This window comes from Streptomyces sp. SID13726 (genome assembly GCF_010548375.1).
Lineage (GTDB): Bacteria > Actinomycetota > Actinomycetes > Streptomycetales > Streptomycetaceae > Streptomyces.
The window spans coordinates 238,727-259,707 of sequence record NZ_JAAGLY010000008.1; the positions used below are offsets into that span (position 1 = coordinate 238,727).

Consider the following 20,981-nt stretch of genomic DNA (forward strand, 5'->3'; position numbering starts at 1 on the left):
AGCGCCACCCGATCTCTGTGATTCCCGCGCGCCGGGCTTCGGTGCGCCCAAGGAGCTTCATTTGCACCTGCTCGACACCTGGCAGTACCTGGCCTACGACCCCGGTATCACGCCCTCCGGCGGCGGCCTGCCTGGCCTCGCCGTACTCAAGACCGTGGTCAACTCGATCAACCTGTTCGCGATCATCGCCGTGGTCGGCGCGCTCGCCGTCTCACTCGGGGTGTGGGCCTGGGGCCATCACTCCGGCGGGCACCAGGCCGAGGCCAACGGCAAGAAGGGCGCGGTCGTCTCGGCCGGCGCCGCCCTCGGTCTCGGGGCCGCCAACGGCATCATCGCCTTCTTCTCCGCCCTGGGCTCGCAGGTCCGCTGATGACCAGACACTTCCCCCGCCCGTCCGGCTTCGGCAGCACCTGGCCGTCCCGGCGGCGCATCACGGTCCTCGCGGCCGGCCTCGCCGTCCTGCTGGCCCTCACCACCGTCGTCGCCCTGCTCACCGGCCGCACCCCAGTCGGCGACAACCAGCCCGCCGAACCGGCCGCAGGATCAAGCAGCACCACCTCATCCACCGGACCGTCGGCGTCGGCCGGGACCGGTTCAGTCACGAGCCCCCCGCAGCTGGCAGACCCGGTCGCGTTCGCCAAGGCCGCCGCCACGATGCTGTGGTCGTACGACACCCGCACCACCAGCCGCGATCAGCAACTCGCCGGAATGCAGGCATGGTTGACGCCGGAGACCCGGTACGCCGACTGGGCATCGATCGCCGCGCAGGTACCGGATCCGGTGCTGTGGTCTCGGATGGCCGACCAGAACCAGTACGCCGCGACCACTGTCACAGAGGCCCACTACCCCTCGGCGTTCAAGGAAGCCCTGGCGGACGATCCCTCCGCGATCACGGAGGCGTACATCTACGCCGTGACCGTCACCGGCACCCAGCAGATCGCGTGGAAGCAGGGCGGCGCCGGCGCCGAGGACCGCTCACTGACCCTCGCCGTGCAGTGCCGCCCAAGCGCGGACTGCTCCCTGGTGTCCATCGCCCCGCGCGTCGTGCCCTGACACCTCAAGCCCACCTGAGAAAAGAGGATGACTCCCCTTGGGCTTCTGCGACCTCCCTCTCGCGGACAAACTCTGCGCCGTCGGCGACGCCGTGGACTTCGCCTCCGATCCCGGCACGGCCATCGGCAACTGGATGGCCAAGAGTTCCGGTGAACTCGCCGCCGCTGCCGTCGACTTGGCGGCCGAGGCGGTCGACACCACCACCAGCGTCGACCTGAACGCGGGCTGGTTCCGCGACAACTACGAGCTGATCCTGCCCATCGGCCTGGTCGTCCTGGTCGCCACCTTCTCCGCGCAGCTGGTGCGCGCCGCGATCCGCCGCGACGGCCAGGCCCTGACCCAGGCGTTCACCGGCACCGCCGTCGGAGTGCTGTTCGCGTTCACGGCGATCGCGTTCACCACCGTGGCCGTCGAAGTGGTCGACGCTCTCTCGGCCGGGCTGCTCAAGGCCGCCCACGTGGACATCGCCACCGCGGTGCGGCGTCTGGTCAAGGTCGGCCAACTCGCCTCCCTGTCCGGCCTGGGCTGGCTGGTCACCGTGGTCGCCGGGTTCGGCACCGCGCTCGCCGCGTTCCTGTACTGGGGCGTCATGATGCTGCGCAAGGTCGGCATCCTCATCATGGTCACCCTCGCGGTCTTCGCCGGAGCGGGTGGCGGCTGGGAGGTCGCCCGCCGGTGGCGTCAGGGCTGGATCGAGGGCACCGCCGCCCTCGTCGCCTCCAAGTTGCTGATGACCGTCATCTTCGTGCTCGGCCTCGCGGCTCAGGGCAAGACCGACGCCACGGGCGGCATCGCCGCGCTCGCCGACGTGCTGGCCGGCCTGGTCATCCTCGCTCTGGTGTTGTTGTGCCCGTACGCGACGTTCAAGTTCGTGCACTGGGCCGCCGCGCAGACCGATGCCGAGGCCCTGCACCGCTCCGCCGGAGCCGGTGCCCAGGTAGCCCGCCAGCACGCCGAGCGCGTCGGCCGCAAGGCCGCCGCCACCGCGGCCGGGGCCGGGGCCGGAAGTGCGGTGGGATCGGGCGGCGCCCCGCAGGGCCCGGAGACGGTCCCGGGCGCATTTCCCGGCGACATCGCCGCCCACCCCACGCCGGGCACCGGCCGCTCCATCACCCCGACCGCCGCGGTCGGCAGCGGCGCGGGAATCAAGAAGACGTTGGACAAGGCCGTCCGACCCCCGCCGACCAGTCCCCGGGACGACACCAGCGGTCAGATCGGCGGCGCCTCCGGACAGGGCAGCGGTCCCGGATCTCCGTCCAGCGGGAGCGGCTTCATGTCGCAGCCCGGCACCGGGACGTCGGCACCGCCGCCGCAGGGTGACCCGCCCGCTTCCGGCCCGGCCACCGCCGCCGAACCCGGAACGCCACCGCCACCGCCCACCGGTCCGTGACCTCCCCCGACTCCGGGGCGGCAGGCGCTGGGCACGTCGCCGCCGCGTGCCGCCCCGGCCACCACACCGCGCACCACCGGAACGGCCCTTGTCTGATCTCACCGTCGCACCGCTCACCGTCAAATTCCCGCACCGCTCCCGGCGCGGCATCCTGCTCGGCCTCTCCCTGCCCCAACTCGTCGCCGTTTCCAGCGCGATGGCACTGCTGCTGGTCGTGGTGATGTCCACCGGGCTGCTCGGCGCGATCGCCCTGACACCCCTGTGGGGCGCGGTCGCCGCGCTGGTCACGATCCGCCGGCACGGCCGCCCGCTGACCGACTGGGCGCCGATCGCCACCCGCTACCTCTGGCGACGGCGCAGCGGACAGATGCGGTGGCTGGCCCGGCCCGCCTCCCGGCCCCGCCAGGACGGCCTCCTGCACCTGCCCGGCACCGCCGCCTCATTGAAGGTGGTCACCCCGGGCGACTCCGCCAACGGCGCTGCCGCCGTGCACGACCCTCACCACCAGACCCTGACCGCCGTCGCCCGCATCTCCAGCCGCGCTTTCGCACTCCTCGACCCGGCGACGCAGAACCACCACGTCACCGGCTGGGGACGGGCCCTGGCCGGGATCGCCCGCCCCGGCCATGTCGCCACCGTGCAGGTCCTGGAGCGCACCGTCCCCGACAGCGGCGACACCCTCACCCGCCACTGGCACCGCCACGGCCATCCCGACGCCCAGCTCGCGGGGCAGGTCTACTCGGATCTGGTCGCCTCCGCCGGACCGGCCGCCGCCCCGCACGAGACATACCTCGCCATCAGCCTCGACCTCAAGGCCGCCAAGCGCCTGATCTCCCAGGCCGGCGGCGGCCTGCCCGGCGCGTTCACCGTCCTGCAGCAGACCACCGCCTCCATCGCGCAGGCCGCGCGCAGCGCCGGGCTGACGGTCACGGGCTGGCTCACCGCCCGCGAGATCGCCGCCGTCATCCGCACCGCCTACGATCCCGCCGCGCTCGGCCTGCTGCAGCAGTGGTCGCCGAACGGGCGGGCCGAGGCCGACCCGGCCGCCGCCGGCCCGGTGGTCCAGGTCGAGGAGTACGACCGGCTCGCCACCGACTCCGCCCGGCACGCCACCTACTGGGTCGAGGACTGGCCCCGCACCGAGACCTCGGCCGGTTTCCTGCACGGCCTGATGTTCACCGCCGGAGTCCGGCGCAGCCTCTCCCTGATCTACGTGCCGCGGGGGCTCGAGTCCGCGCTGCGCGACGTCCGGCGCGCGAAGGCGGCGATCATCGCGGACGCCAACGAACGGGCCCGGCGCGGGCAGGTCGACGCTGAGTCCGACTCCGTGGAGTACGCGGACGTCAAGACACGGGAGCTGCAGCTGATCGCGGGGCACGCCGATGTCGCGCTGACCGGGCTGCTCACCGTGTCCGCCGCGACCGACGCGGCGCTCGACGCCGCGTGCGCACAGATCGAGACCGCCGCCGCCGGCGCCCAGGTCGACCTGCGGCGCCTGTTCTTCCAGCAGCCCGAAGCCTTCGCCCTCGGCGCCCTCCCCCTCGCCCGCACCGCCCTGTGACCCCCACCCCGGCACCGCCGGAATCCTGCCGATCCGGCAGGAAGGACCTCTGCCCTCTGTGACCTCTGCTCTTCCCGCCGGTGACGCGTACCCGTACCTGCGGGCCGCCAGCGCCGGTATCCGCCACCACACCCGCGCCCTCGCCCCACGCACCCAGCACAGCGCTTCGCCTGCGGACCGCGTGCACCTCGACGTGCTCCACACGCACCTGACCGCGCTGCACCAGCTGCTCGACCGGCTCGCCGCGACCACCCGGCCCCCGCACCCCGCCGCCGGACGGCACCTCGCCACCGCGCACGCCCGGCTGTTCCAGACCGCCACCGCGGTGCACGACGCCTTCCACCTCCTGCCCGTCGCAGACGGACCCCCCACCGACACGGACTGCCACCCCGAACGGCTGCCCGAGGGACCTCCCGTCCTGACCATCTGCCAACGCCACCTCACCGCCGGCCACGCCGTGCGCCGTACGACCACCCCACGCGACCTGAACACCCCGCCGCCCGGCCACACCACCACCTGCGCCCAGTAACTCCCGCATCCCCGAAGGCCCTTACGTGCACCTCCCCAAGCGCACCACCTCCACCGCCGTCGTCCTCGCCACGCTCGCCACCGGCGCCGCCGCGCTCGCGGGCGCCTCCCCCGCCGCCGCGGCCGACTACCGGTGCAGCACCAGCAAGAAGAGCATCGACGACCCCTCCTACAACGGCCCGTGGGCCGACAACTGGAACGTCACGGTCCGCCAGTGCGCCCGGCGCTCCGGCTCCACCGTCTCCGCCTACGCCAAGATCAGCTGGGACGGGCCGGTCTACAGCCGTGCCGACGACCGCTCCCTCTTCGACGGCGCCTACTTCACCCTCCAGATCAAGAGGTCCGTCGCGGGCACCGACCCGGTCAAGAAGTCGGCGAAGTACCGCGGCATCGAGTCCCGTCTGGAGAACAGCACCTCCAGCGCCAACTACAACAACACCTACTCCACGCCCGTCCTCAGCTACAAGGCCGGCTCCGGCAAGCACCTCGCCGACGGCGAGCTGCACCTGGACTGGAACAACGACGGCCGTTCCTACCGGACGCACCTGTTCAGCGCCTCGCCCGCCGTCTGACCCCTGCGCTGCGTCCCACGCCGCCGTCCCGTGAAAGCCGCCCCGTCATGAGTCACCGGCCCGCGCGCCGCGCCAGCGCCAGCCCCTTGTTCACCCCGCACGACACCGATCGCGCCTCCCGCAAGGCCGCCCGCCGACAGCTCGCCGAGGCCACAGCCAAGGCCCGCGCCGAAGCAACCATCGATCGCGACGGCGCCGGCGCAGGGGAGCCGGGGATGCCGCTGCCGCTGTACACGCCCGCCGGGCGGCCCGGCCCGGCATCGGCCCGAGGCAACCGGCTCCGTCTGCCCGCCCACCGCATGACCACCGCCACCGCGAGCGGCGCGTACCCGTTCCTCGCCGAAGGCGGCCTCGGCGCCGAGGGCATCTACATCGGCAGCGACGTCCACGCCGAAGCCAGCTTCTGCTTCGACCCCTTCGCGCTGTACGGGAAGATCGAGGGGTTCACCAACCCCAACGTGCTGCTGGCCGGGGTGATCGGACAGGGCAAGTCGGCGCTCGCCAAGTCCTTCGCACTGCGCTCGATCGCCTTCGGATACCGGATCTACGTCCCCTGCGACCCGAAGGGCGAATGGACCCCGGTGGCCCGCGCGCTGGGCGGCACCTCCATCACGCTCGGGCCGGGCCTGCCGGGAAAGCTCAACCCGCTGGACGCCGCGCCGAGGCCCGCCAGCGTTCCGGAAGCGGACTGGGCGGGCGAGGTCCGCAAACGCCGTCTGCTGCTGCTCGGCTCACTGGCACGCACCGTCCTCGGCCGGGATCTGCAGCCCATGGAGCACACGGGCCTCGACGTCGCCCTGGACACCGTCGTCACCCGCGCCGCCGCCACCGGTCGCACCCCGCTGCTCGGAGACATCGCCGCCACCCTCAACAACCCCCATCAACTCGACGAGGCCGGCGGCCTCATGTCCGGCCGCCTCGGCGACGCCTCCTGCTACCTCGCCCACGCCATGCGCCGCCTCGTCCACGGCGACCTCGCCGGCATGTTCGACGCGCCCTCCACGGTCGCCTTCGACCCCACCTCGCCGATGCTGACGATCGACCTGTCCCAACTGGGCGGATCCGGCGACGACACCGCCCTCGTCCTCGCCATGACCTGCGCCTCCGCCTGGATGGAATCCGCACTGTCCGACCCGGACGGCGGCCGTCGCTGGATCGTCTACGACGAAGCCTGGCGCCTGATGCGCCACCCCGGCCTCCTGCGGCGCATGCAGTCCCAGTGGAAACTCAGCCGCGGCCTGGGCATCGCCAACCTCATGGTCATCCACCGGCTCTCCGACCTGCTCACCGCCGGCGACGCCGGATCCGCCGGCCGAGCCCTCGCCGAAGGTCTCCTCGCCGACTGCTCCACCCGCATCATCTACCGCCAGGAAACCGACCAACTCCAGGCCGCAGCAGCCCTGCTGGGCCTGACCACCGTGGAACGCGAAGCCATCGCCCACCTCAACCGCGGACGCGGCCTGTGGCGAGTCGCCGGACGGTCCTTCATCGTCCAGCACCACCTCCACCCCCACGAACTCAGCCTCTTCGACACCGACACCCGCATGCACTGAGAAATGGGACCGGTTCGCCGCGGGAAGGCCAAGGGCCCCGCCATCAGTCGAGACCGCCTGTCACCTCGACGTGTTCGACGAAGGCGGCCACGATTCGCGGCCGAGGAGCGTCGGGAACAGACACCGGAGGCATACCGGCCTCCAGACCCCACTCGGTGTTGACCATTACCCCCGTGCCGCTCGGCACCACGTTGTCCCGAAGCCATCGAACGAACGTGGCCGCCAAGTGGGCGTTGCTGTCCAGCACGGACACGCCCTCGGGTGACAGCAGAGCCATGCCCTCCAGCTGCTCGTCGTCGAGGGTAATGCCGAAATGCATCGACGATCCTTCGACCGACCCGTCGGTCCCGTCCCCGATACCGATGAACTCGTCGGAGTTACGCTCACGCAGCTTCGTCTCCAGGCCCTCGTACGTCAGCCCCCAGCTCTGCCCCTTCGGCGAGGTGAAGACGTACATCGTGCGCAGTTCTGCGATCTCTTCCGGTTCCATCGTGGCGGGGCGCTTCCTGTGCGGGGGGGTACTGGCGGGTCAGGGAACGTAGCGAGCGTGGCCTTGGACGCCATAAGCGGCCATCATGATGCGCCAGTACTGGACCGCCTCCTCGTTGTTGGTGACGGCTTCGACGCCGCGCATCTCCGTGTTCCGCAGATCCTGGAGCGCAGCCGCGTACTTGCGGAGCTCCCGTCGGTCCTTGTCGTAGAGGAAAGCAGTGCCAGCCGTGCCGAGCGGCCGGGAAACCTTGCACATCCGCTCCCGTCGCAGGCAGGCGCCGACGTCACGAGCTGCTCCGCCCACGTCCTCCCTCTCACCCGTTCACCGCACCGATCTGGAATCCGCCATCTCCCACCCCGACTTCGAGCTGTACGACAACGTCGGCCGCACCAGCGAACAGATCCGCGCCCACCGCACCGGGTCGGCCACCTCCGGCGATCTCCACCGGTGGGCCGAGCGCGACGCCGCCGCATTCCGCACCGCCCATCCACTGTCTGCCCCGTCCATGCCCGCCCCGGACCTGAGCCCCTACCGTGAGGCGCTCGGCGCAGCCGACAGCGCGGCCGAGTTCAGCGCCGCCCTCAACGCGCTCCTGGACGCGGTCGAGCCATTCCTCGCCGAGGTCATCGACCACCTGGCCCTCGCCGCTCGGTGGAAGAACCAAAACCGTGGCGCGGAACCCGGCTCGCCGCCATGGCTGCTGCGCGACGCGGCCAGCAGAATCTCCTCAGCCCTGGCCATGGCCGCCGAGGCCGACCTGACGATCCTCCGAGCGCACTACGATCCGCCGCCGGACCACTTCGGGCTCCTCAAGCAGCCACCTGTGCCTGGCGCGCCTGCGGCGCCGACTGGGCCACAGCACGGTTCGAGCGGACCACGACCCTGACTGGCTGGGGCGGTAGGCATTCCGTCTCCCTCACGGCCGCTTCTGATCCGGACGAACGGATGCTGCTGCACGATGTGGCCGACCGGCTCAACAACGTCGCCGACCAGCTCCCGCTGCCCGACCAGATCTGTCTGGATCCAGCGCTCAGCGAGATCCTGGACGACGAAGTCCGACACCTGGCCGCCTTGCTGGGCTTCCTGGCTGGCGAGAGCGCCTTTCGTCACCGGGCCACCGCCCGCTCCCCGGCCCGCCCGACAGCCACGGTGCAGCGAACGACCCTCGCGCTCGCGAGCGCCGCCGAACCCACTGGGCTCGCGCTCGCCGCTCTTGGTGCCGCCGTTCACCATCTCGGCCAGCTCGCCGACCTCACCCACCGAGTCCCCGGCCTTGCCCGTGACCGCACAATCATCATCGAGCACCAACGGCTCGTGGACCGCCTGGGCGACAGCCGCGTCCACCTCGCCCGCGCCGCAAAGCACCTACGTACCGCCGCCGACACCCGCATGCCGCCGGCCACGACTGCCGTGCCCTCTCCCGCGGCCACCACGGTCCCTCAAAAGCCTCACCCACGTCACCAGTTGAGGAACCGCCCTTGCACATAACGGAATTCACCCGAGCGCTCACCGACCGACTGCCCGGCTGGCAGCCCTCCCCGACCGCAGTGCCCATCGCCACCGACCCTGCCAGCGACCGGATCTGGGACAGCGGCCCTCTTCCGTACGCCGCGTTCGAAGCGGACAACATCCAGCGCAGCGTGCTCACCCACCACTGGGGCCTGCAGCTGTATGTCATGCCCCGACCCCACCGCCCCGGCGAGTACCTGATGCTGCCGATGCTGCCCGCCAACACCAGCCACCAGCACGTGACGGGCCTGCGAGCCCCGCGCGGTATCGCCGTCCCCGCCGCCCCCGTCCGCGCCGCGGCCCAATTGCACCGCCGGCTGCTGACCGACTATCGCCGCGCCGCGCCCACCGCGATCCGGCGCAGCAGCCCCGGACACCTCCAGGTCCACGTCACCCTCGACGAACACCGCCGTCCACGGATCCGCACCGGCTACCTCGGCGTGTTCATCGAACTCCTCCACCGCGGCGGGTTCCTGCTCGACCCGGCCACCGGCGAATGCCACCTCCCTGACTCCCTCACCGACAAGGCAGCCCGGCGCCAGCTGACCATCAGCGTGCACCGCCTCCGGCTGCAGGGCTTCCACATCACCATCCCCTCCGCCGACGGCCCGCGCACCTACCCACCCCACGCCCCCGCCTCACCGCGCAGGGGGCAACAGCGATGAACCCGACCGACGACCACTTCGTCCGCGACCGTCTCACCACCTGGCAGCGCCGCATCCAGACGACCTCCGCCGACCTGGCCCCGCCGCAGACCGGAAGCGCACAAGCCGCGCTCGCACCCGTACTGCACCAGCTGGTCAGCGTGTACAACCTGTCCTCCGGGCTCGTCGCGGATCTGCACCAGTCCGCCGACAGTCCCCTCGCGACAATCAGCGCGGGGCGCGAGTACCTGGGCCATCTGGCCGCCGCTCTCGCGCACATCAACCGCGCCGCGGCTCACCTGAGTACGACGGTGATCGGCCTCACCGACGCCCACCGGCACACGCCTCGCCCGGGCACCGCCGCCCCGGTCGAGAGCCAGCTGGCCGTCACGCTCGGCCATTCCGCCGCCCTGCGCAGCCTGCACCGAGCGCTGGAGGCCGTCACCAGCCCGCTGGCCGGGCCGGAGCAGAACTCAGGTCCCTCCTCGGCACCCGTCATCGGGGAGCACAGCCGGGCCGCGGACGCCAGCGGCACCCAGCCCACACGCCGGCGCTGAAGCCTGGGCGCCAACTGCCGCCACTCCCCCCCCTTAAAAATTCTTCTGTCCACCCGTTCCTTCATCGCCCGCCCCATCGACCTCAACGCCGGCTCCGGCTACACCGGCATCCACGTGCAGTTGGACGGGGTGCCCAGCCACCATCTGCCCCTGCTGCTGACCGCCTACCAATGGCGCTTCGCCCGCGATCTTCACGCCCTGCGGCACCACCTCATCGAGGACGTCGCCGTCGGCTGGGACGAGCTCGGCACCGATCTCCTCGACGGTGCCCCGCGCTCAGTCGTCCAGGCGTTGACCGGCGGTGAGCACTGGCCCAGCCGGACGCTGGACCACTTGATCGCTCCCGACAGCTCCCCTCCCGTGCGGATGACGGTCACGGAAACGACCGCCGATGCGCTGGGCATGCACTGGGGCTACATCCTGCATCCGACGGGAATCGAAGTGATCAGCCTCGTCCACCAGGACATCGGCCCCCTCGTGGACTGGAACACCGATCCGCGCAGCGTCTTCAGCGACGACCCCGTGCGCTGGCACACAGGCGCCCTGCCGCCCATCACCGCTCCCGCGCCGCCACGTAACTCCCCTGCGGCTGCGGCGAACAGCGCCGGACCACGGCGCGCCGTCCGCCGCTGACCCGAACTTCCGAAGGAATCCCCCTGTCCACGCTCCACCCGCCCCCGATCACGGTCGTCATCGCCACCCGCCTGCGCGAAGACCGGCTCGGCCACCTCACGGCCATGCACGCCAGCCTCACCCGGCAGTCCGTGCCCTGGGAAGCGCTGATCTCCCTGGACGGCGCCGACCCCGGCCAGCTGCCGGCCCCGCTCGCCGCCGACGCGCGCGTCCGCGTCCTGCCACTGCCCCACCCGGTGGGAGCGGCCTGCGCCCGCAACCTCGCCCTGAACGAGGTCCGCACCCCCTTCGTCAACTGGGCGGACGACGACGACCTGTTCACCGACGACGCGATGACCGTACGGCTGCGTGAGCTGGAGCGGACCGGCCTGGGCTGGTGCGCGGGATACAGCGAGGACCTCCACCCGGACGGCACCACCAGGCTGTGGCGGTGCCCGACCCCGCCCGGCCGGCACGCGGCCGGCGACGTGTGGACGTACTGGAAGGACCCGTCCGACACCATCCCGATCGGGCCGACCACCATCCTCGCGCGCACCGATCTGGTGCGGGCCGCCCCGATGGGGGGCCTGGTCCAGGGCGAGGACTACCTGACCGCGATCGGCGTCACCTGCCTCGCGCCCGGCGTCCTGGTGCCCGTGCCGGTCTACCGCTACCGCAAACACCCCGGCCAGATGACCCGCCAGGACACCTACGATGTCCTGGAGCCGGCAGCCCGTCGGCATGCGTGGAACTACGGGCGCAGCCTGCGAGCTGTCCTCTCCGTCCCAGCGACGAGCAGTGCGGCCGGGGTGGTGTGATGGTCTCCACCATCTCCCAGACCACGCTCGATCACCTGGCCCAGCGGCTGGACGAGATGGCCACCGAGTTCCCCACCCGGCCCGAGGCCGTCGACCCGGTCACGCTCGCCGACGACATCGCCACGCTCTGCCACCTTCTGCAACACGCCGTTGACCGCGCCCAGGAACGGTTCGCCGCCCCGGCCACGGTCCACGCACCAGAACGCCTCGTCATGGTCCGGCTCACCCGGGCCACCGCGAGCGTGGCACACGCTCTGGACACCCTGGCCTACGCCACGACCGGCTTCCAGCGCGAGGCCGTGCCGGAACTCGCCCACTCTCATCTGCGCAACGATCCCCAGGTTCTGCGGATGCTGACGGCCGAGAAGTACGTCGCGGCCCGTGCCCGGCTGCGCCATACCGCCGCCGACCTGCGCACCACGCCGCCCTCGGCCGGTCCCTCCGCGCCACGCGCGACCCGCCCACACGCCGCTGACCAGAAGAAGGGTCTCCCTTTCCTGTCCGACCATTTCCGCTTCGCTGCCCATCCCGAGCACGGCTACATCGCCGAGATCGGCTCCCAGATCACCGGCCACCTGGCCGACTGGCTCCTCACCCGCGAGCAGTTCGAGCCCATCCCCGACTCCCCGGGCCATTACCGGCTCCTGCAGCCCGCATACGACGGCCTGCGCCGCGCCCGCCAGGCCGCGCAAGACCTGCGCCGCCTCGGCTACCAGGTACACACCGACGCCACCCTCACCCCTGGCCGTTCACCGGGTCCGCCCCAACTAGGCGTGTACAACGGACTGTTGGAGAGCCGCGTCCGCGTCGCGCAGGCCGCGGCCACCCGTTCCCCGCAGCACCTCGCCGCCCCGGCCTCACCCCTCCCCACAGGTGTGCCGCAGGCCACCGCCGTGCCCGCGGGCGGCCGAGCCCGGTCGGCGGGAGGAGGGCGGGGCCGATGAGCGACGCAGCCATCCGCATCACCCGTGGCCCGGGCGGCGAGGTCGACGGCGCGGGCCGGGTCGACGCGTTCGCCGCGAGCATCCTGGCCCGTGCCGGATTCGATACCTATCCCATGCTGCGTGGCGTCTGGATCCGCCTGCCGTTCGACCTGGGCCGCCGGTGGGAGAACGAACACGCCACCTGGGCAGCCGAGATGCTCGCCGCCGCCCGCTACACCGTCGCCCTCGACCCCGACCTGCGCCCCACCCCGGACGCCACGTCAGCGCCGCCGCGCCGCGCGAAGACCGTCATGACCGCGCAGGCGCCGCCCGCCGACACCAGCCGGGGACCACGACGCTGACCCGGCACCCCACACCGACCAACTCACCGCCCCTGAAAGGCCCTTCATCCGTGCCCCGCCCCACCGTGCCTGCCTGGAACTGCCACAACGACGTCTGCCCGATCTGCACCGCGCCGCAGCGCGACGAAAAGACTCTGCTGCGCTGCGCCATCCTCACGCTGCTGGAACACGGCCGTTGGATGGCCTCCGACGACATCCCCCTGCGCGACGTCCTGTCCGCCGGAGGCAAGTACCTGAGCGGCTTTACCGACCCTGACGTCCCGGCCCCCGCCGCCGAGCACTGGTCCTGGCTGGAAGCCGAGCTGCGTCTGGCGGTCGCCCGCGCCGCTGGCCTGGACGCCGTCAGCACCCTCGACCCGCGCATCGACCGTCTCCTGGCTTCCGCTGCCCGCCGCACCTCGCGGCGCCAGATCGACCTCCTCGACCGCGCCGCGGCGCAGTTCACCGAACTCCACACACGCCCCCACGCCACCTGAATCCGGCAGCTCCCCTGCCCCCGCCCCGTCACCAGGAGATTCCCCCCTTACATGGCCGTTGTTGGTACACCCGGCTATCGGAACGCGCGGAAAGGCGAGTCAGGCAGCTGCGGGGCGGTGAGGCCCGCCCTGGGCATTGTCGGCGGTCATTGCCCGTCGTTCGTGGTCCAGCCACGCACCGTTGATGTGCTGGCAGCTCCGGGCCCGCCTCGCCTTCGCCCAACATCCCACCGCTTTCCCGCCCCCACCGATAGGAGATCCGCCGTGTCCGAAGCACCAGCAGAGCCGTTCATTCCGATCCGGCACACCATCACCGGCGAGATCACCACCACCGGCTACAACGCCGCCGCACGGCGCATCCTGCTCCAGGCCGGCTTCGAAGAGGCGCCAGGCTGCGCCTGCCGAGCGACGGAGCCCAGTACGCAGCAGACGCAGGGGCCCGCTCGGCAGCCAGCGAGCTGCTCGTCGCCGGCCATCGGGTGCACCTGGACCGATCCCTCGGCCGGCCGGTGAGCGCCGACGGTACGCCCCGGTCGGCCCCATCGCCGATGTCGGCCCAGTCCGTGATCCGCCCCGAGAGCGGCCGGCCTCTCCAGCACATCGCCAACCCCGCCCGCACCCGTACCTGTTGAAAGGGCCTCGTTTGACCACACCCGCAACGTCTGCCAGTCCAGCGCGTACCAAGGGCGGCGAACTACGGGCCAAGGTGGCCCGACTGCTGGCCGACCGGCCGGCGGACACGCTCACCATCGGGGACATGGCCAGGCAGCTGGGCCACTCCCACGGCGCCGTCCGCAACGCCGCCCTCACCCTGGTGCGGCGTGGTGAGGCCGACCAAGGCGGAAGGGGACAACCGGAGTTCCGCGCGAACGGGAAAACCGCCGCAGCCGCGCAGACCGCTGTGATCAGCCCGCCGGGCACCCACGCTCCCCGCGCCCAGGCGGCCACGGCCCGCACGACCATTCCCGCAGCAGCCACGCCCCGGCGGACCGGCCCGATCCGCCGCGCGGGGGGCCAGCTCTACCACCCCCGGGAGCTGGCCGATCTGCCCGACGTCGAGGCGTTGAACCGGCTGCGCGACGCCGACGTGCCGGTGCTGCTCTACGGCCCTCCGGGCACCGGCAAGACGAGTCTGGTCGAGGCGGCGTTCGAGGACCTGATCACCGTCGCCGGCGACGGCGACACCACGGTCGGCGACCTGATCGGCGAGTACACACAGGACGACGCGGGAGCCTACGTCTTCCAGTACGGTCCGCTGGTCACCGCGATGACCGAGGGCCGCGCCCTGCTGATCGACGATGCCACCCTGATCTCACCGAAGGTCCTGGCGGCGCTGTATCCCGCGATGGACGGGCGCAGGCAGATCCAGGTCAAGGCCCACAAGGGCGAGACCATCAAGGCCGAGCCGGGCTTCTACGTGGTGGCGGGCCACAATCCCGGCGCCCACGGGGCGGTGTTGACGGAGGCACTCGCGAGCCGGTTCAGCGTGCAGATCCAGATCGGCACGGACTACGACCTCGCCTTGGCGCTGCGGATCGATGCCCGGGTGGTCCGGGCCGCCCGACACCTCTCCCGCCAAGTCGAACTCGGCGAGCTGGGCTGGGCCCCCCAACTACGAGAGCTTCTCAGCTACCAGAAGACCGAGACCGTCCTCGGCACCAAAGCCGCGCTCGCGAACCTGGTCGGCATCGCTCCTGTGGAGGATCGCGACGCCGTCGCCGCTGCCGTCATCAAGGCTGCCGGCGTCAAGGAGGTCCGCCCCCTCACCCTCGGCAAGCAGCTTTCCGCCTCGGCCGTCCGGCAGCCCCCGGGCAGCACCGGCTCCGCACACCGGAGCCACTCGCGATGAGCGCCCACCACCACGTCCAGTCCCCCGCCACCGCACCGGACGACGACGCCGACCTCGCGCGATGGGACGACGACGGCGCCCCGCCCGCGCAACCCCGTTCCTCCCCGCACTTGTGGCTGCGCGTGGGAGCCGAACTCGGCGACCGGCTGGTCGCCCTCTCCGGCCGCCAAGACCTCCTCGTCACCTGCCGCCCCGGCACGCGCAGCGGCGCACCAGCCGCGTTCTTCCCCTCCCTGGGCGAAGTCGAGTTCGACGCCGCCCTGTTCGCCCCGCTCAAGCCCCACGAGATCCATCCGCAGATCGTGGGCGACGAGGAGCGGTATCCCGCCGCCTGGGGAGTGTTCGTCCACGAGGCCGCGCACGCGGCCCACTCCATCTGGACCGAGCCTGCCGGAGCGAACCCCCGTCTCGTCGAAGCCGCGCTCCTTCTGGAGGAGAGCCGTGTCGAAGGCGCACACCTGAACCGACGGCCCACAGACCGCACCTACCTGCGCACCAGTACCCGAACCCTGATCATGCCCGACATCGCCCACCCCACCTTGAAGGGCATCGAGCACGCCGCCGCCGCGGCGGCCCTGGTCCTCGGCCGCCGTGACGTCGGCATCCTGGACGCCGGCGAGACCCGGGCCGTCGCCGACCTGTGCGAAAAGGTGCTGGGCGCAAACCTGCTGGCCACACTCACCCGCATCTGGACCGCAGCCCACCAGTGCGCCGACCACGACGCCACCAGCATGCTCGTGCACGCGAAAGAATGGTGCGACGCTCTGGACATCGCGGCCCCCGCCCTGCCCGTGCCGGAGAACCTCAGCGATCTGCTGTCCGGCGCCGTGGGGGTCGTCATGGACAGCACGGCAGCCACCGACGCCGCCGACCTCGCGGCACAGGCCGCAGCGACCAACGCCATGGCCGCGCGGTCCAAAGCGCAGGCTCAGGACCGCGCCCAGCGGGCCGGCCACCAACGCAAAGCCGCCGCCACCGCCAAAGCGGTCTTCAACGCCCGCGGCACCCCCATCAACCCCGACGGCACACCCGCGCCCTACGGCAACCCTGTCACCGGCACCCGCAGGCCCACCGCCGCCGAGCAGAGTGCCGCCGCGCGCCTGAGCCGTGCCCTGCGTGCCGCCGCCTACCGCGAACGGACCGAGGAACGGACCACCAGCCCCACCCCGCCCGGCCGCCTCAACATGCGCGCGGCCCTCGCCCGCGACGCTCAGCGCGCGGCCGGATCGGTCCCCACCGCGGAACCGTTCACCCACACCCGTCGCCGCAACTCCCCCACCCCACCGCTGCGTGTGGGTATCGCCGTCGACGTCTCCGGCTCCATGCGCGCCGCCTGCGCGCCCGTCGCGTCCGCCGCCTGGATCGTGGCACGCGCAGCAGCCCTGACCGACCCCGACTCCCGTACCGCCACCATCGCCTACGACACGCGCCTGACCGCACTGACCCGACCCACCCACCGGGCACCAGAGCGCGTGACAACGTTCGATGCCAACGGCAGTAGTCACAACCTCGCCAACGCCCTGGACGCGCTCGACCACGGCCTCGAACTCAGCCGCCCCGGCACCGGCCGCCTCCTCGTGATCGTCACCGACGCCATCTACACCCCCGACGAAACCGCTCAAGCCGTCACCCGCGTCAAGCAGCTCACGACCGCCGGCTGCGCCGTACTCCAGCTCACCCTCACCGCGAAGTCCCACCACTTGCCGGGGACCACCTTGCTGCACCTGCCCCAGCCCTCCAGCGCTCCCGCCGCCATCGCCACGGCGGCCACAGACGCCATCCGCAGGACACGCTGAGACGACGCAGAAGACAGAAAGCAGAAACAACCACGTGGCAATCCGTAAGACCTGGACCATCGTCCACCGCTGTGGACACGAACGCGAACATGATCTGTCCGACCGTCCCGCCGACCGGCGTGCCTCTTTCGCCCGCTGGCTGCAGGAACGTGACTGCACCGACTGCTGGAAGAGCGCCCGAGACAACGACAGTGCCGGCAAGGAGGAGAGGCTGGCAGCCAAACGCGCCGAGGAACAGCAGGCCGCCACCGAGTGGGCCGCGCAGTTCGACATGCCGACACTCGAAGGACCCGAAAAGGCCCTCGCCTGGGCCGAACGCTCCCGCCACCAGCTCGTCACCGCCGCCTACACCGCGCTGGTGAGCGAGGGCAACTGGGACGAGGCCGACTGGGCCCTCCTGGAGGAGAAGATCCGCACCCTCACCCGGGCCGGGTGGTGGCTCGACCAGCGCGACGCCGAAGGCAGCGACCTGCCCGAACTCCTCGACGCCGCCACCAGCGACGACATCGCAACCGAGAACCCCTTCCGGTAGACGCGGGTGCTTATACCCCGCGATCCCCGGTTACCGAAACCGGGGATTCTCCGGAGTCTTGTTCCTCCCACCGCCTGCCAGCGCCCGCTCGTGGAAGGAACCCCTCTGCCGTGCCCGACGCCGTCTTTCCACCGCCGCATGCCCCCGGTGACATCGTCACCCCCCAACGGGACATCACCCACGCCCACTTCCGGCCCGGCGACCGGGTCGTCATCCTCAAGGGCACCTCCGGCAGCGACCTGTGGGGGGCCACCTACAAGGTCGTCACGCCCTCGTGGCACACCCCGACCGACGAGGACGGATGGCGGCTGTACGACCCGGCCGGCGGCGAACGCAGCTACGTCACCGCACACCCTCGCTACCTCGTGCATCTCTCCCGCCGCTGCCCGGACTGCCTCATCTACCAGCAGGCGCTGCGCAGTTACCTTCTGCCGCGCCTGGCGGGCGCCGCAGAGGATGTCGACTGCGGCTGGTACTCGCTCACCCCGCTCAACCAGGTGGTGCACGTCGCCGACGCGCGAGGCGGGCGATGACCCGCACCGTCGGCCCGGAGCGCACCGCGGCGCTCGCGCGTACGACGTCGATCTCCATCGAGACGATCGCCGGGACTCAGTGGCCCGTCCGTCTGGCCGAGGCGCTGGATGATCTGGACGCGACATGGCAGGAGTCGGCCGAGGTGTGCGCCGACGTCGCCTGGCAGGCCCGCGCGGCCGGGAACAGCGCGCTGGTTCTGCTCGCCCCCGGGGACGTCACCGACCCCGGCACCGGGCCGGGCCCGGCCGTCTCGCGGACGTACCGGCACCTCTACCTGAACGCGCTGCACTACGACTTCCGGTGCCGCTCCATCGAATCCCTGCTCAACCAGGTGCCGTTGAGCGTGCTGAACGCGGACCCGTACAGCTGGGCGCTGTATGCCTTCGCGCGCCTGGGCCAGTCCCGCTCGGACGGTCTGGCCGTGATGGAACAGGTCCTTGGCACCGCATCCGATCATCCCAAGACGCTGCACGTCCTGCTGCACGGGGTGTGGCTGGGCGGCCTGCTTCCCGGCCGCGCGGACACCCTCCTGGCTCTCGTGGACCGGCTGCCCGACGGCGGCGACGGTGATCCGATCGCGCTGTTCCACACCGCGTCGGCGCTGCGCGCACTGGGCTGCTACCACCAGGCGCACGCGGCCGTCGAGCGCGCGCTAGAACTCCTGCCGCCGGGCGATCTGGCCGTCCACGCCGACCTGGTGCGCGAACACATCCTGATCACCGCCGCGTACGACCTGACCCACCACATCCTTCAGCGACGGAGTCCCGACCCGAAGTGATCATCCGTATCCATCCGCGCGAGTTCACGCCCGCCGAACCGCTCGCCAAGGCCCTCGGCCGGGCGGTCAGTGACCAGGAGGGGCTGACCGAATACACCGTGGTCGCCCACTGGCCGGGGCTGGACTCCTGCACACCCGACGGCGAGCACAAGGCTTGGACCGCCGCCGAGTGGGGCGCGTATCTGGACGCCCCCAGCGTGCAGCACCCCGACGCGGCCAGCCCCGAGGACGACATCCTCTCCGTCTGGCACGCGGCGGTGTGCCTGCATCCCAGCGACCGCGTGCTCACCGGCCCCGAGTGGTCCGAGATCGCCCACCGGATCGCCCGCGTCGCGGGCATCCAGCGGCCGGGGGAGGACCGCGGCTGCCGCTGGATCGCCGTCCAGGCGCAGCCTGGCCGCCTTGACCTGCTCGCCAACCTCATCCGCCCGGACGGCATCTGGACCGCGCAGCATCCCCGGCTGCCCGCGCTCCTGTCGGCCGAGTGCCGGCGCATCGAGACCGCACTACAGCTGCGCTCTCCGCAGGGCGGCGGCCCGGATCGCGAGCAGGTGGCCGGGTTCCTGCACCGCGCTGCCGCTCTGGCCGACGCCGCCCCACCCGGCGCTGCCGACGCCACTACCCAACTCGCCGGGCTGCTGCGGCAGCTCGCCGACGAGCGCACCGGTTCGCTCGCCACCGTGCGCGGCCTTGTCGAGCACGCGGCCCACCGTCTCGACCGCCTGCCGCATGCCTACGGTCCGGCCGCCGGACACCAACTGGAGCTGATCGCCCGCCGCTTGTACGGCATCCAGCAGGACCTCGACACCGCCGCCCGCGCCCTGCCGCCGGGCGACGTCCCCGCGCCGTCGGCCGGCATGACCCGGGCTGAAGCGCACATGGCCGCCCTGCTCGGCGTCGCACCGCCGGCACCGCCTTCCACCCGGATGGCCACCAGCCTCGTCACCTCACCTGGCGCACCGGCCCCGACTGGCCCACAGCGCTGAACCCGACCCCTCCCTTTGCTTTCGAGGAGACCATGCACGACCCCACCCCCGACACCACGCTCGGCTCCTTCGCCGCCGTCCTCGCCGGCGAACTGCCGGGCGCCTGGACCAGCACCTATCACCCGGTCCCCGGCGGCGGGAGCGACCATGACGCCCTCACCGACCGGGTGTGGGACATGAACGACGTCGCCGATGCCCTGGCCCGTCACACCGTGGACCGCTGCGCCGTGCTGACCCGAGACGACGGCACCCAGTTGTTCGTCACCGGCCGACCCGGACCCGGCGAGGGATACCTGATCGCCGCCATGGCCCCCGCCGACACACCGGCCGAGGCGTTCCGTGGCGTCCGCGAGCCCGACGGCATCACGGTGGCCGCCGATCCGTTCAGCGCCGCCGAGGACATCCACTACGACCTGCTGCCCCGCTACGACAAGGCCCTCGCCCAGGTCCGCGCCAACGCCGCCCTCCTCCCCGCCTCATCGGCTGCCGAACCAGACCACGTGGTGATGACCTGGTCCGACGGCACGCTCGTCGTCGCCAGGCCCGACCACGACGACATCGCCCAGGCCCTGACCGACCACGGCTTCACCCTCGACGCACCACGGGGCCAATTCGTGCTCTCCGGTGACGACTCCGCACGCCAGGCCGCCTCCGTCCGAGCCGCCGGACAGCGCCTGTCCGAGCTGGGCGTCGGCGTCGTCCTGCGCAATCCGCCGGCCCGGCCCGCCCCGGGCACCACTACGGCAGCGCCTCCGAGCCCGCCGGTGACAGCCCCGCACCGCGCCCGCTGACCCGCTGCCCCGTACGTGGGAAACCGTGCCGACGACGAAGGAACCGACGTCGAGATCACATCCGGGCACTGACCGACACGGTCACGCAGACACCCCCACCGGCGAGCCCGGGGGACTGCTGGTCCTGCCCGACAGCCTCGGCTTCGAACGCAACACCCTGCAGACGGCCGGGCCCGCCCACTTCACCGGGGCTGACAAGCGGGAGCTTGCCTCCAGCGCCGTTCCCGCACTGCTCGTGGCCGGACACCTGGTCAACGTCACCGATACCGTCTGGAACCCCACCGCGGGCCGGAAGGCCGCCCAGGCGGTGCGCCGGCAGCCCAGCACCGCAGCGGTGCCCATGCCCCCCCCTGCCCCGCGCTCTCGCCGTACGCGCTGGCCACCGCGCCGGCCCCGCACGGGGCCGACCCCGCCCCCGTCTGGAGTCTTCCGTCACCCGAGAGACCGACCCCACGCCACCACCCATCGCTACCGACCGCATGCCCCGCCTGGCCACCGCCCTCTTCCGCCGCTACCTGCGCGCCGTCACCGCCGGCAGCCGAACCCGGCCCCACTTGCTGGCCGGCGGGCGTCCCGAGGCCGCCCTCTACGAAGCACGCCGACGGGACCTGTTCCTCCTCGGCGCCAGCCACCGCCCCCGCCACCACGACTGACCGCCCCACCA

General features: G+C 72.0%; 27 protein-coding genes. 25 read left to right on the plus strand and 2 right to left on the minus strand.

The features are described 5' to 3' along the window. Window positions 1-61: 61 nt before the first annotated feature. The 7 genes from G3I78_RS23230 (at window position 62) to G3I78_RS23260 (ending at window position 6,657) form a co-directional block, all read left to right on the plus strand. Window positions 62-370 carry a DUF6112 family protein gene (locus G3I78_RS23230; protein ID WP_164427624.1) on the plus strand — a complete coding sequence of 103 codons (309 nt, stop codon included), beginning with the start codon at window positions 62-64 and terminating at the stop codon, window positions 368-370. Next, window positions 370-1,053 (plus strand): hypothetical protein, encoded by a 684-nt coding sequence (locus G3I78_RS23235; protein ID WP_164427626.1) that lies wholly within the window; start codon window positions 370-372, stop codon window positions 1,051-1,053. The genes G3I78_RS23230 and G3I78_RS23235 overlap by 1 nt, the downstream gene beginning before the upstream one ends. Window positions 1,054-1,090: 37 nt before the next feature. Next, window positions 1,091-2,443, plus strand: a complete 1,353-nt coding sequence (locus G3I78_RS23240) for a type IV secretion system protein (RefSeq protein WP_164427628.1) — start codon at window positions 1,091-1,093, stop codon at window positions 2,441-2,443. A gap of 88 nt (window positions 2,444-2,531) precedes the next feature. Further along, window positions 2,532-4,004, plus strand: a complete 1,473-nt coding sequence (locus G3I78_RS23245) for an SCO6880 family protein (RefSeq protein ID WP_164427630.1) — start codon at window positions 2,532-2,534, stop codon at window positions 4,002-4,004. A 58-nt stretch (window positions 4,005-4,062) separates the two neighbouring features. Continuing rightward, window positions 4,063-4,533 (plus strand): DUF6238 family protein, encoded by a 471-nt coding sequence (locus G3I78_RS23250; protein WP_164427632.1) that lies wholly within the window; start codon window positions 4,063-4,065, stop codon window positions 4,531-4,533. Between the two features lie 25 nt (window positions 4,534-4,558). Next, a complete protein-coding gene (locus tag G3I78_RS23255; RefSeq protein ID WP_164427634.1) occupies window positions 4,559-5,104 on the plus strand; it encodes a hypothetical protein in 546 nt (181 codons plus the stop codon). Window positions 5,105-5,151: 47 nt separating this feature from the next. Continuing rightward, on the plus strand, window positions 5,152-6,657 hold the full coding sequence (locus G3I78_RS23260; RefSeq protein WP_164427636.1) for an ATP-binding protein: 1,506 nt from the start codon (window positions 5,152-5,154) through the stop codon (window positions 6,655-6,657). Window positions 6,658-6,700: 43 nt separating this feature from the next. Here G3I78_RS23260 and G3I78_RS23265 read toward each other — a convergent pair whose 3' ends face one another. Then, complete coding sequence (locus G3I78_RS23265) at window positions 6,701-7,147, minus strand: hypothetical protein (RefSeq protein WP_164427638.1); 447 nt, start codon at window positions 7,145-7,147, stop codon at window positions 6,701-6,703. Between the two features lie 39 nt (window positions 7,148-7,186). Further along, complete coding sequence (locus G3I78_RS23270) at window positions 7,187-7,405, minus strand: restriction endonuclease fold toxin-2 domain-containing protein (protein WP_164427275.1); 219 nt, start codon at window positions 7,403-7,405, stop codon at window positions 7,187-7,189. Here G3I78_RS23270 and G3I78_RS23275 point away from each other — a divergent pair. The 18 genes from G3I78_RS23275 (at window position 7,398) to G3I78_RS23360 (ending at window position 20,970) form a co-directional block, all read left to right on the plus strand. Further along, entirely contained in the window at window positions 7,398-8,036 is a 639-nt protein-coding gene (locus tag G3I78_RS23275) for a hypothetical protein (RefSeq protein ID WP_164427640.1), read from the plus strand. The genes G3I78_RS23270 and G3I78_RS23275 overlap by 8 nt on opposite strands. A gap of 59 nt (window positions 8,037-8,095) precedes the next feature. Beyond that, complete coding sequence (locus G3I78_RS23280) at window positions 8,096-8,638, plus strand: hypothetical protein (RefSeq protein ID WP_164427641.1); 543 nt, start codon at window positions 8,096-8,098, stop codon at window positions 8,636-8,638. Then, window positions 8,629-9,324, plus strand: coding sequence for a hypothetical protein (locus G3I78_RS23285; protein WP_164427642.1), 696 nt, complete (start codon window positions 8,629-8,631; stop codon window positions 9,322-9,324). Before G3I78_RS23280 ends, G3I78_RS23285 begins: the two co-directional genes overlap by 10 nt. Beyond that, window positions 9,321-9,860: a hypothetical protein gene (locus G3I78_RS23290; RefSeq protein ID WP_164427643.1), complete on the plus strand. Its 540-nt coding sequence runs from the start codon at window positions 9,321-9,323 to the stop codon at window positions 9,858-9,860. The genes G3I78_RS23285 and G3I78_RS23290 overlap by 4 nt, the downstream gene beginning before the upstream one ends. A 114-nt stretch (window positions 9,861-9,974) precedes the next feature. Then, window positions 9,975-10,493, plus strand: coding sequence for a hypothetical protein (locus G3I78_RS23295; RefSeq protein WP_343243827.1), 519 nt, complete (start codon window positions 9,975-9,977; stop codon window positions 10,491-10,493). Window positions 10,494-10,540: 47 nt separating this feature from the next. After that, complete coding sequence (locus G3I78_RS23300; protein ID WP_164427907.1) at window positions 10,541-11,290, plus strand: glycosyltransferase; 750 nt, start codon at window positions 10,541-10,543, stop codon at window positions 11,288-11,290. Then, window positions 11,290-12,234, plus strand: coding sequence for a hypothetical protein (locus tag G3I78_RS52095; protein ID WP_239157976.1), 945 nt, complete (start codon window positions 11,290-11,292; stop codon window positions 12,232-12,234). The genes G3I78_RS23300 and G3I78_RS52095 overlap by 1 nt, the downstream gene beginning before the upstream one ends. Then, complete coding sequence (locus G3I78_RS23310) at window positions 12,231-12,575, plus strand: hypothetical protein (RefSeq protein ID WP_164427644.1); 345 nt, start codon at window positions 12,231-12,233, stop codon at window positions 12,573-12,575. The genes G3I78_RS52095 and G3I78_RS23310 overlap by 4 nt, the downstream gene beginning before the upstream one ends. Before the next feature lie 50 nt (window positions 12,576-12,625). Continuing rightward, a complete protein-coding gene (locus G3I78_RS23315; RefSeq protein WP_164427645.1) occupies window positions 12,626-13,051 on the plus strand; it encodes a hypothetical protein in 426 nt (141 codons plus the stop codon). Between the two features lie 291 nt (window positions 13,052-13,342). Then, window positions 13,343-13,564, plus strand: coding sequence for a hypothetical protein (locus G3I78_RS23320; RefSeq protein WP_164427911.1), 222 nt, complete (start codon window positions 13,343-13,345; stop codon window positions 13,562-13,564). Between the two features lie 193 nt (window positions 13,565-13,757). Beyond that, window positions 13,758-14,900, plus strand: a complete 1,143-nt coding sequence (locus G3I78_RS23325) for an AAA family ATPase (protein ID WP_164427913.1) — start codon at window positions 13,758-13,760, stop codon at window positions 14,898-14,900. After that, window positions 14,897-16,696: a hypothetical protein gene (locus tag G3I78_RS23330; RefSeq protein ID WP_164427646.1), complete on the plus strand. Its 1,800-nt coding sequence runs from the start codon at window positions 14,897-14,899 to the stop codon at window positions 16,694-16,696. Before G3I78_RS23325 ends, G3I78_RS23330 begins: the two co-directional genes overlap by 4 nt. Before the next feature lie 34 nt (window positions 16,697-16,730). Further along, window positions 16,731-17,228: a hypothetical protein gene (locus G3I78_RS23335; RefSeq protein ID WP_343243828.1), complete on the plus strand. Its 498-nt coding sequence runs from the start codon at window positions 16,731-16,733 to the stop codon at window positions 17,226-17,228. Window positions 17,229-17,338: 110 nt separating this feature from the next. Further along, entirely contained in the window at window positions 17,339-17,761 is a 423-nt protein-coding gene (locus G3I78_RS23340) for a hypothetical protein (protein ID WP_164427647.1), read from the plus strand. After that, window positions 17,758-18,540, plus strand: coding sequence for a hypothetical protein (locus G3I78_RS23345; RefSeq protein ID WP_239157977.1), 783 nt, complete (start codon window positions 17,758-17,760; stop codon window positions 18,538-18,540). The genes G3I78_RS23340 and G3I78_RS23345 overlap by 4 nt, the downstream gene beginning before the upstream one ends. Beyond that, window positions 18,537-19,526 (plus strand): hypothetical protein, encoded by a 990-nt coding sequence (locus G3I78_RS23350; RefSeq protein ID WP_203615378.1) that lies wholly within the window; start codon window positions 18,537-18,539, stop codon window positions 19,524-19,526. Before G3I78_RS23345 ends, G3I78_RS23350 begins: the two co-directional genes overlap by 4 nt. A 32-nt stretch (window positions 19,527-19,558) precedes the next feature. After that, window positions 19,559-20,317, plus strand: coding sequence for a hypothetical protein (locus tag G3I78_RS23355; RefSeq protein WP_164427649.1), 759 nt, complete (start codon window positions 19,559-19,561; stop codon window positions 20,315-20,317). Window positions 20,318-20,796: 479 nt separating this feature from the next. Further along, a complete protein-coding gene (locus tag G3I78_RS23360) occupies window positions 20,797-20,970 on the plus strand; it encodes a hypothetical protein (RefSeq protein WP_164427650.1) in 174 nt (57 codons plus the stop codon). The last annotated feature ends 11 nt before the right edge of the window (window positions 20,971-20,981 follow it).

Excerpts from the sequence above, each read along its gene's own strand:
- G3I78_RS23235 (WP_164427626.1), top strand. The coding sequence starts at position 370 with ATGACCAGACACTTCCCCCGCCCGTCCGGCTTCGGCAGCACCTGGCCG.
- G3I78_RS23260 (WP_164427636.1), top strand. The coding sequence starts at position 5,152 with ATGAGTCACCGGCCCGCGCGCCGCGCCAGCGCCAGCCCCTTGTTCACC.
- G3I78_RS23265 (WP_164427638.1), bottom strand. The coding sequence starts at position 7,147 with ATGGAACCGGAAGAGATCGCAGAACTGCGCACGATGTACGTCTTCACC.
- G3I78_RS23270 (WP_164427275.1), bottom strand. The coding sequence starts at position 7,405 with ATGTGCAAGGTTTCCCGGCCGCTCGGCACGGCTGGCACTGCTTTCCTC.
- G3I78_RS23280 (WP_164427641.1), top strand. The coding sequence starts at position 8,096 with ATGCTGCTGCACGATGTGGCCGACCGGCTCAACAACGTCGCCGACCAG.
- G3I78_RS23290 (WP_164427643.1), top strand. The coding sequence starts at position 9,321 with ATGAACCCGACCGACGACCACTTCGTCCGCGACCGTCTCACCACCTGG.
- G3I78_RS52095 (WP_239157976.1), top strand. The coding sequence starts at position 11,290 with ATGGTCTCCACCATCTCCCAGACCACGCTCGATCACCTGGCCCAGCGG.
- G3I78_RS23310 (WP_164427644.1), top strand. The coding sequence starts at position 12,231 with ATGAGCGACGCAGCCATCCGCATCACCCGTGGCCCGGGCGGCGAGGTC.
- G3I78_RS23330 (WP_164427646.1), top strand. The coding sequence starts at position 14,897 with ATGAGCGCCCACCACCACGTCCAGTCCCCCGCCACCGCACCGGACGAC.
- G3I78_RS23345 (WP_239157977.1), top strand. The coding sequence starts at position 17,758 with ATGACCCGCACCGTCGGCCCGGAGCGCACCGCGGCGCTCGCGCGTACG.
- G3I78_RS23355 (WP_164427649.1), top strand. The coding sequence starts at position 19,559 with ATGCACGACCCCACCCCCGACACCACGCTCGGCTCCTTCGCCGCCGTC.
- G3I78_RS23360 (WP_164427650.1), top strand. The coding sequence starts at position 20,797 with ATGCCCCGCCTGGCCACCGCCCTCTTCCGCCGCTACCTGCGCGCCGTC.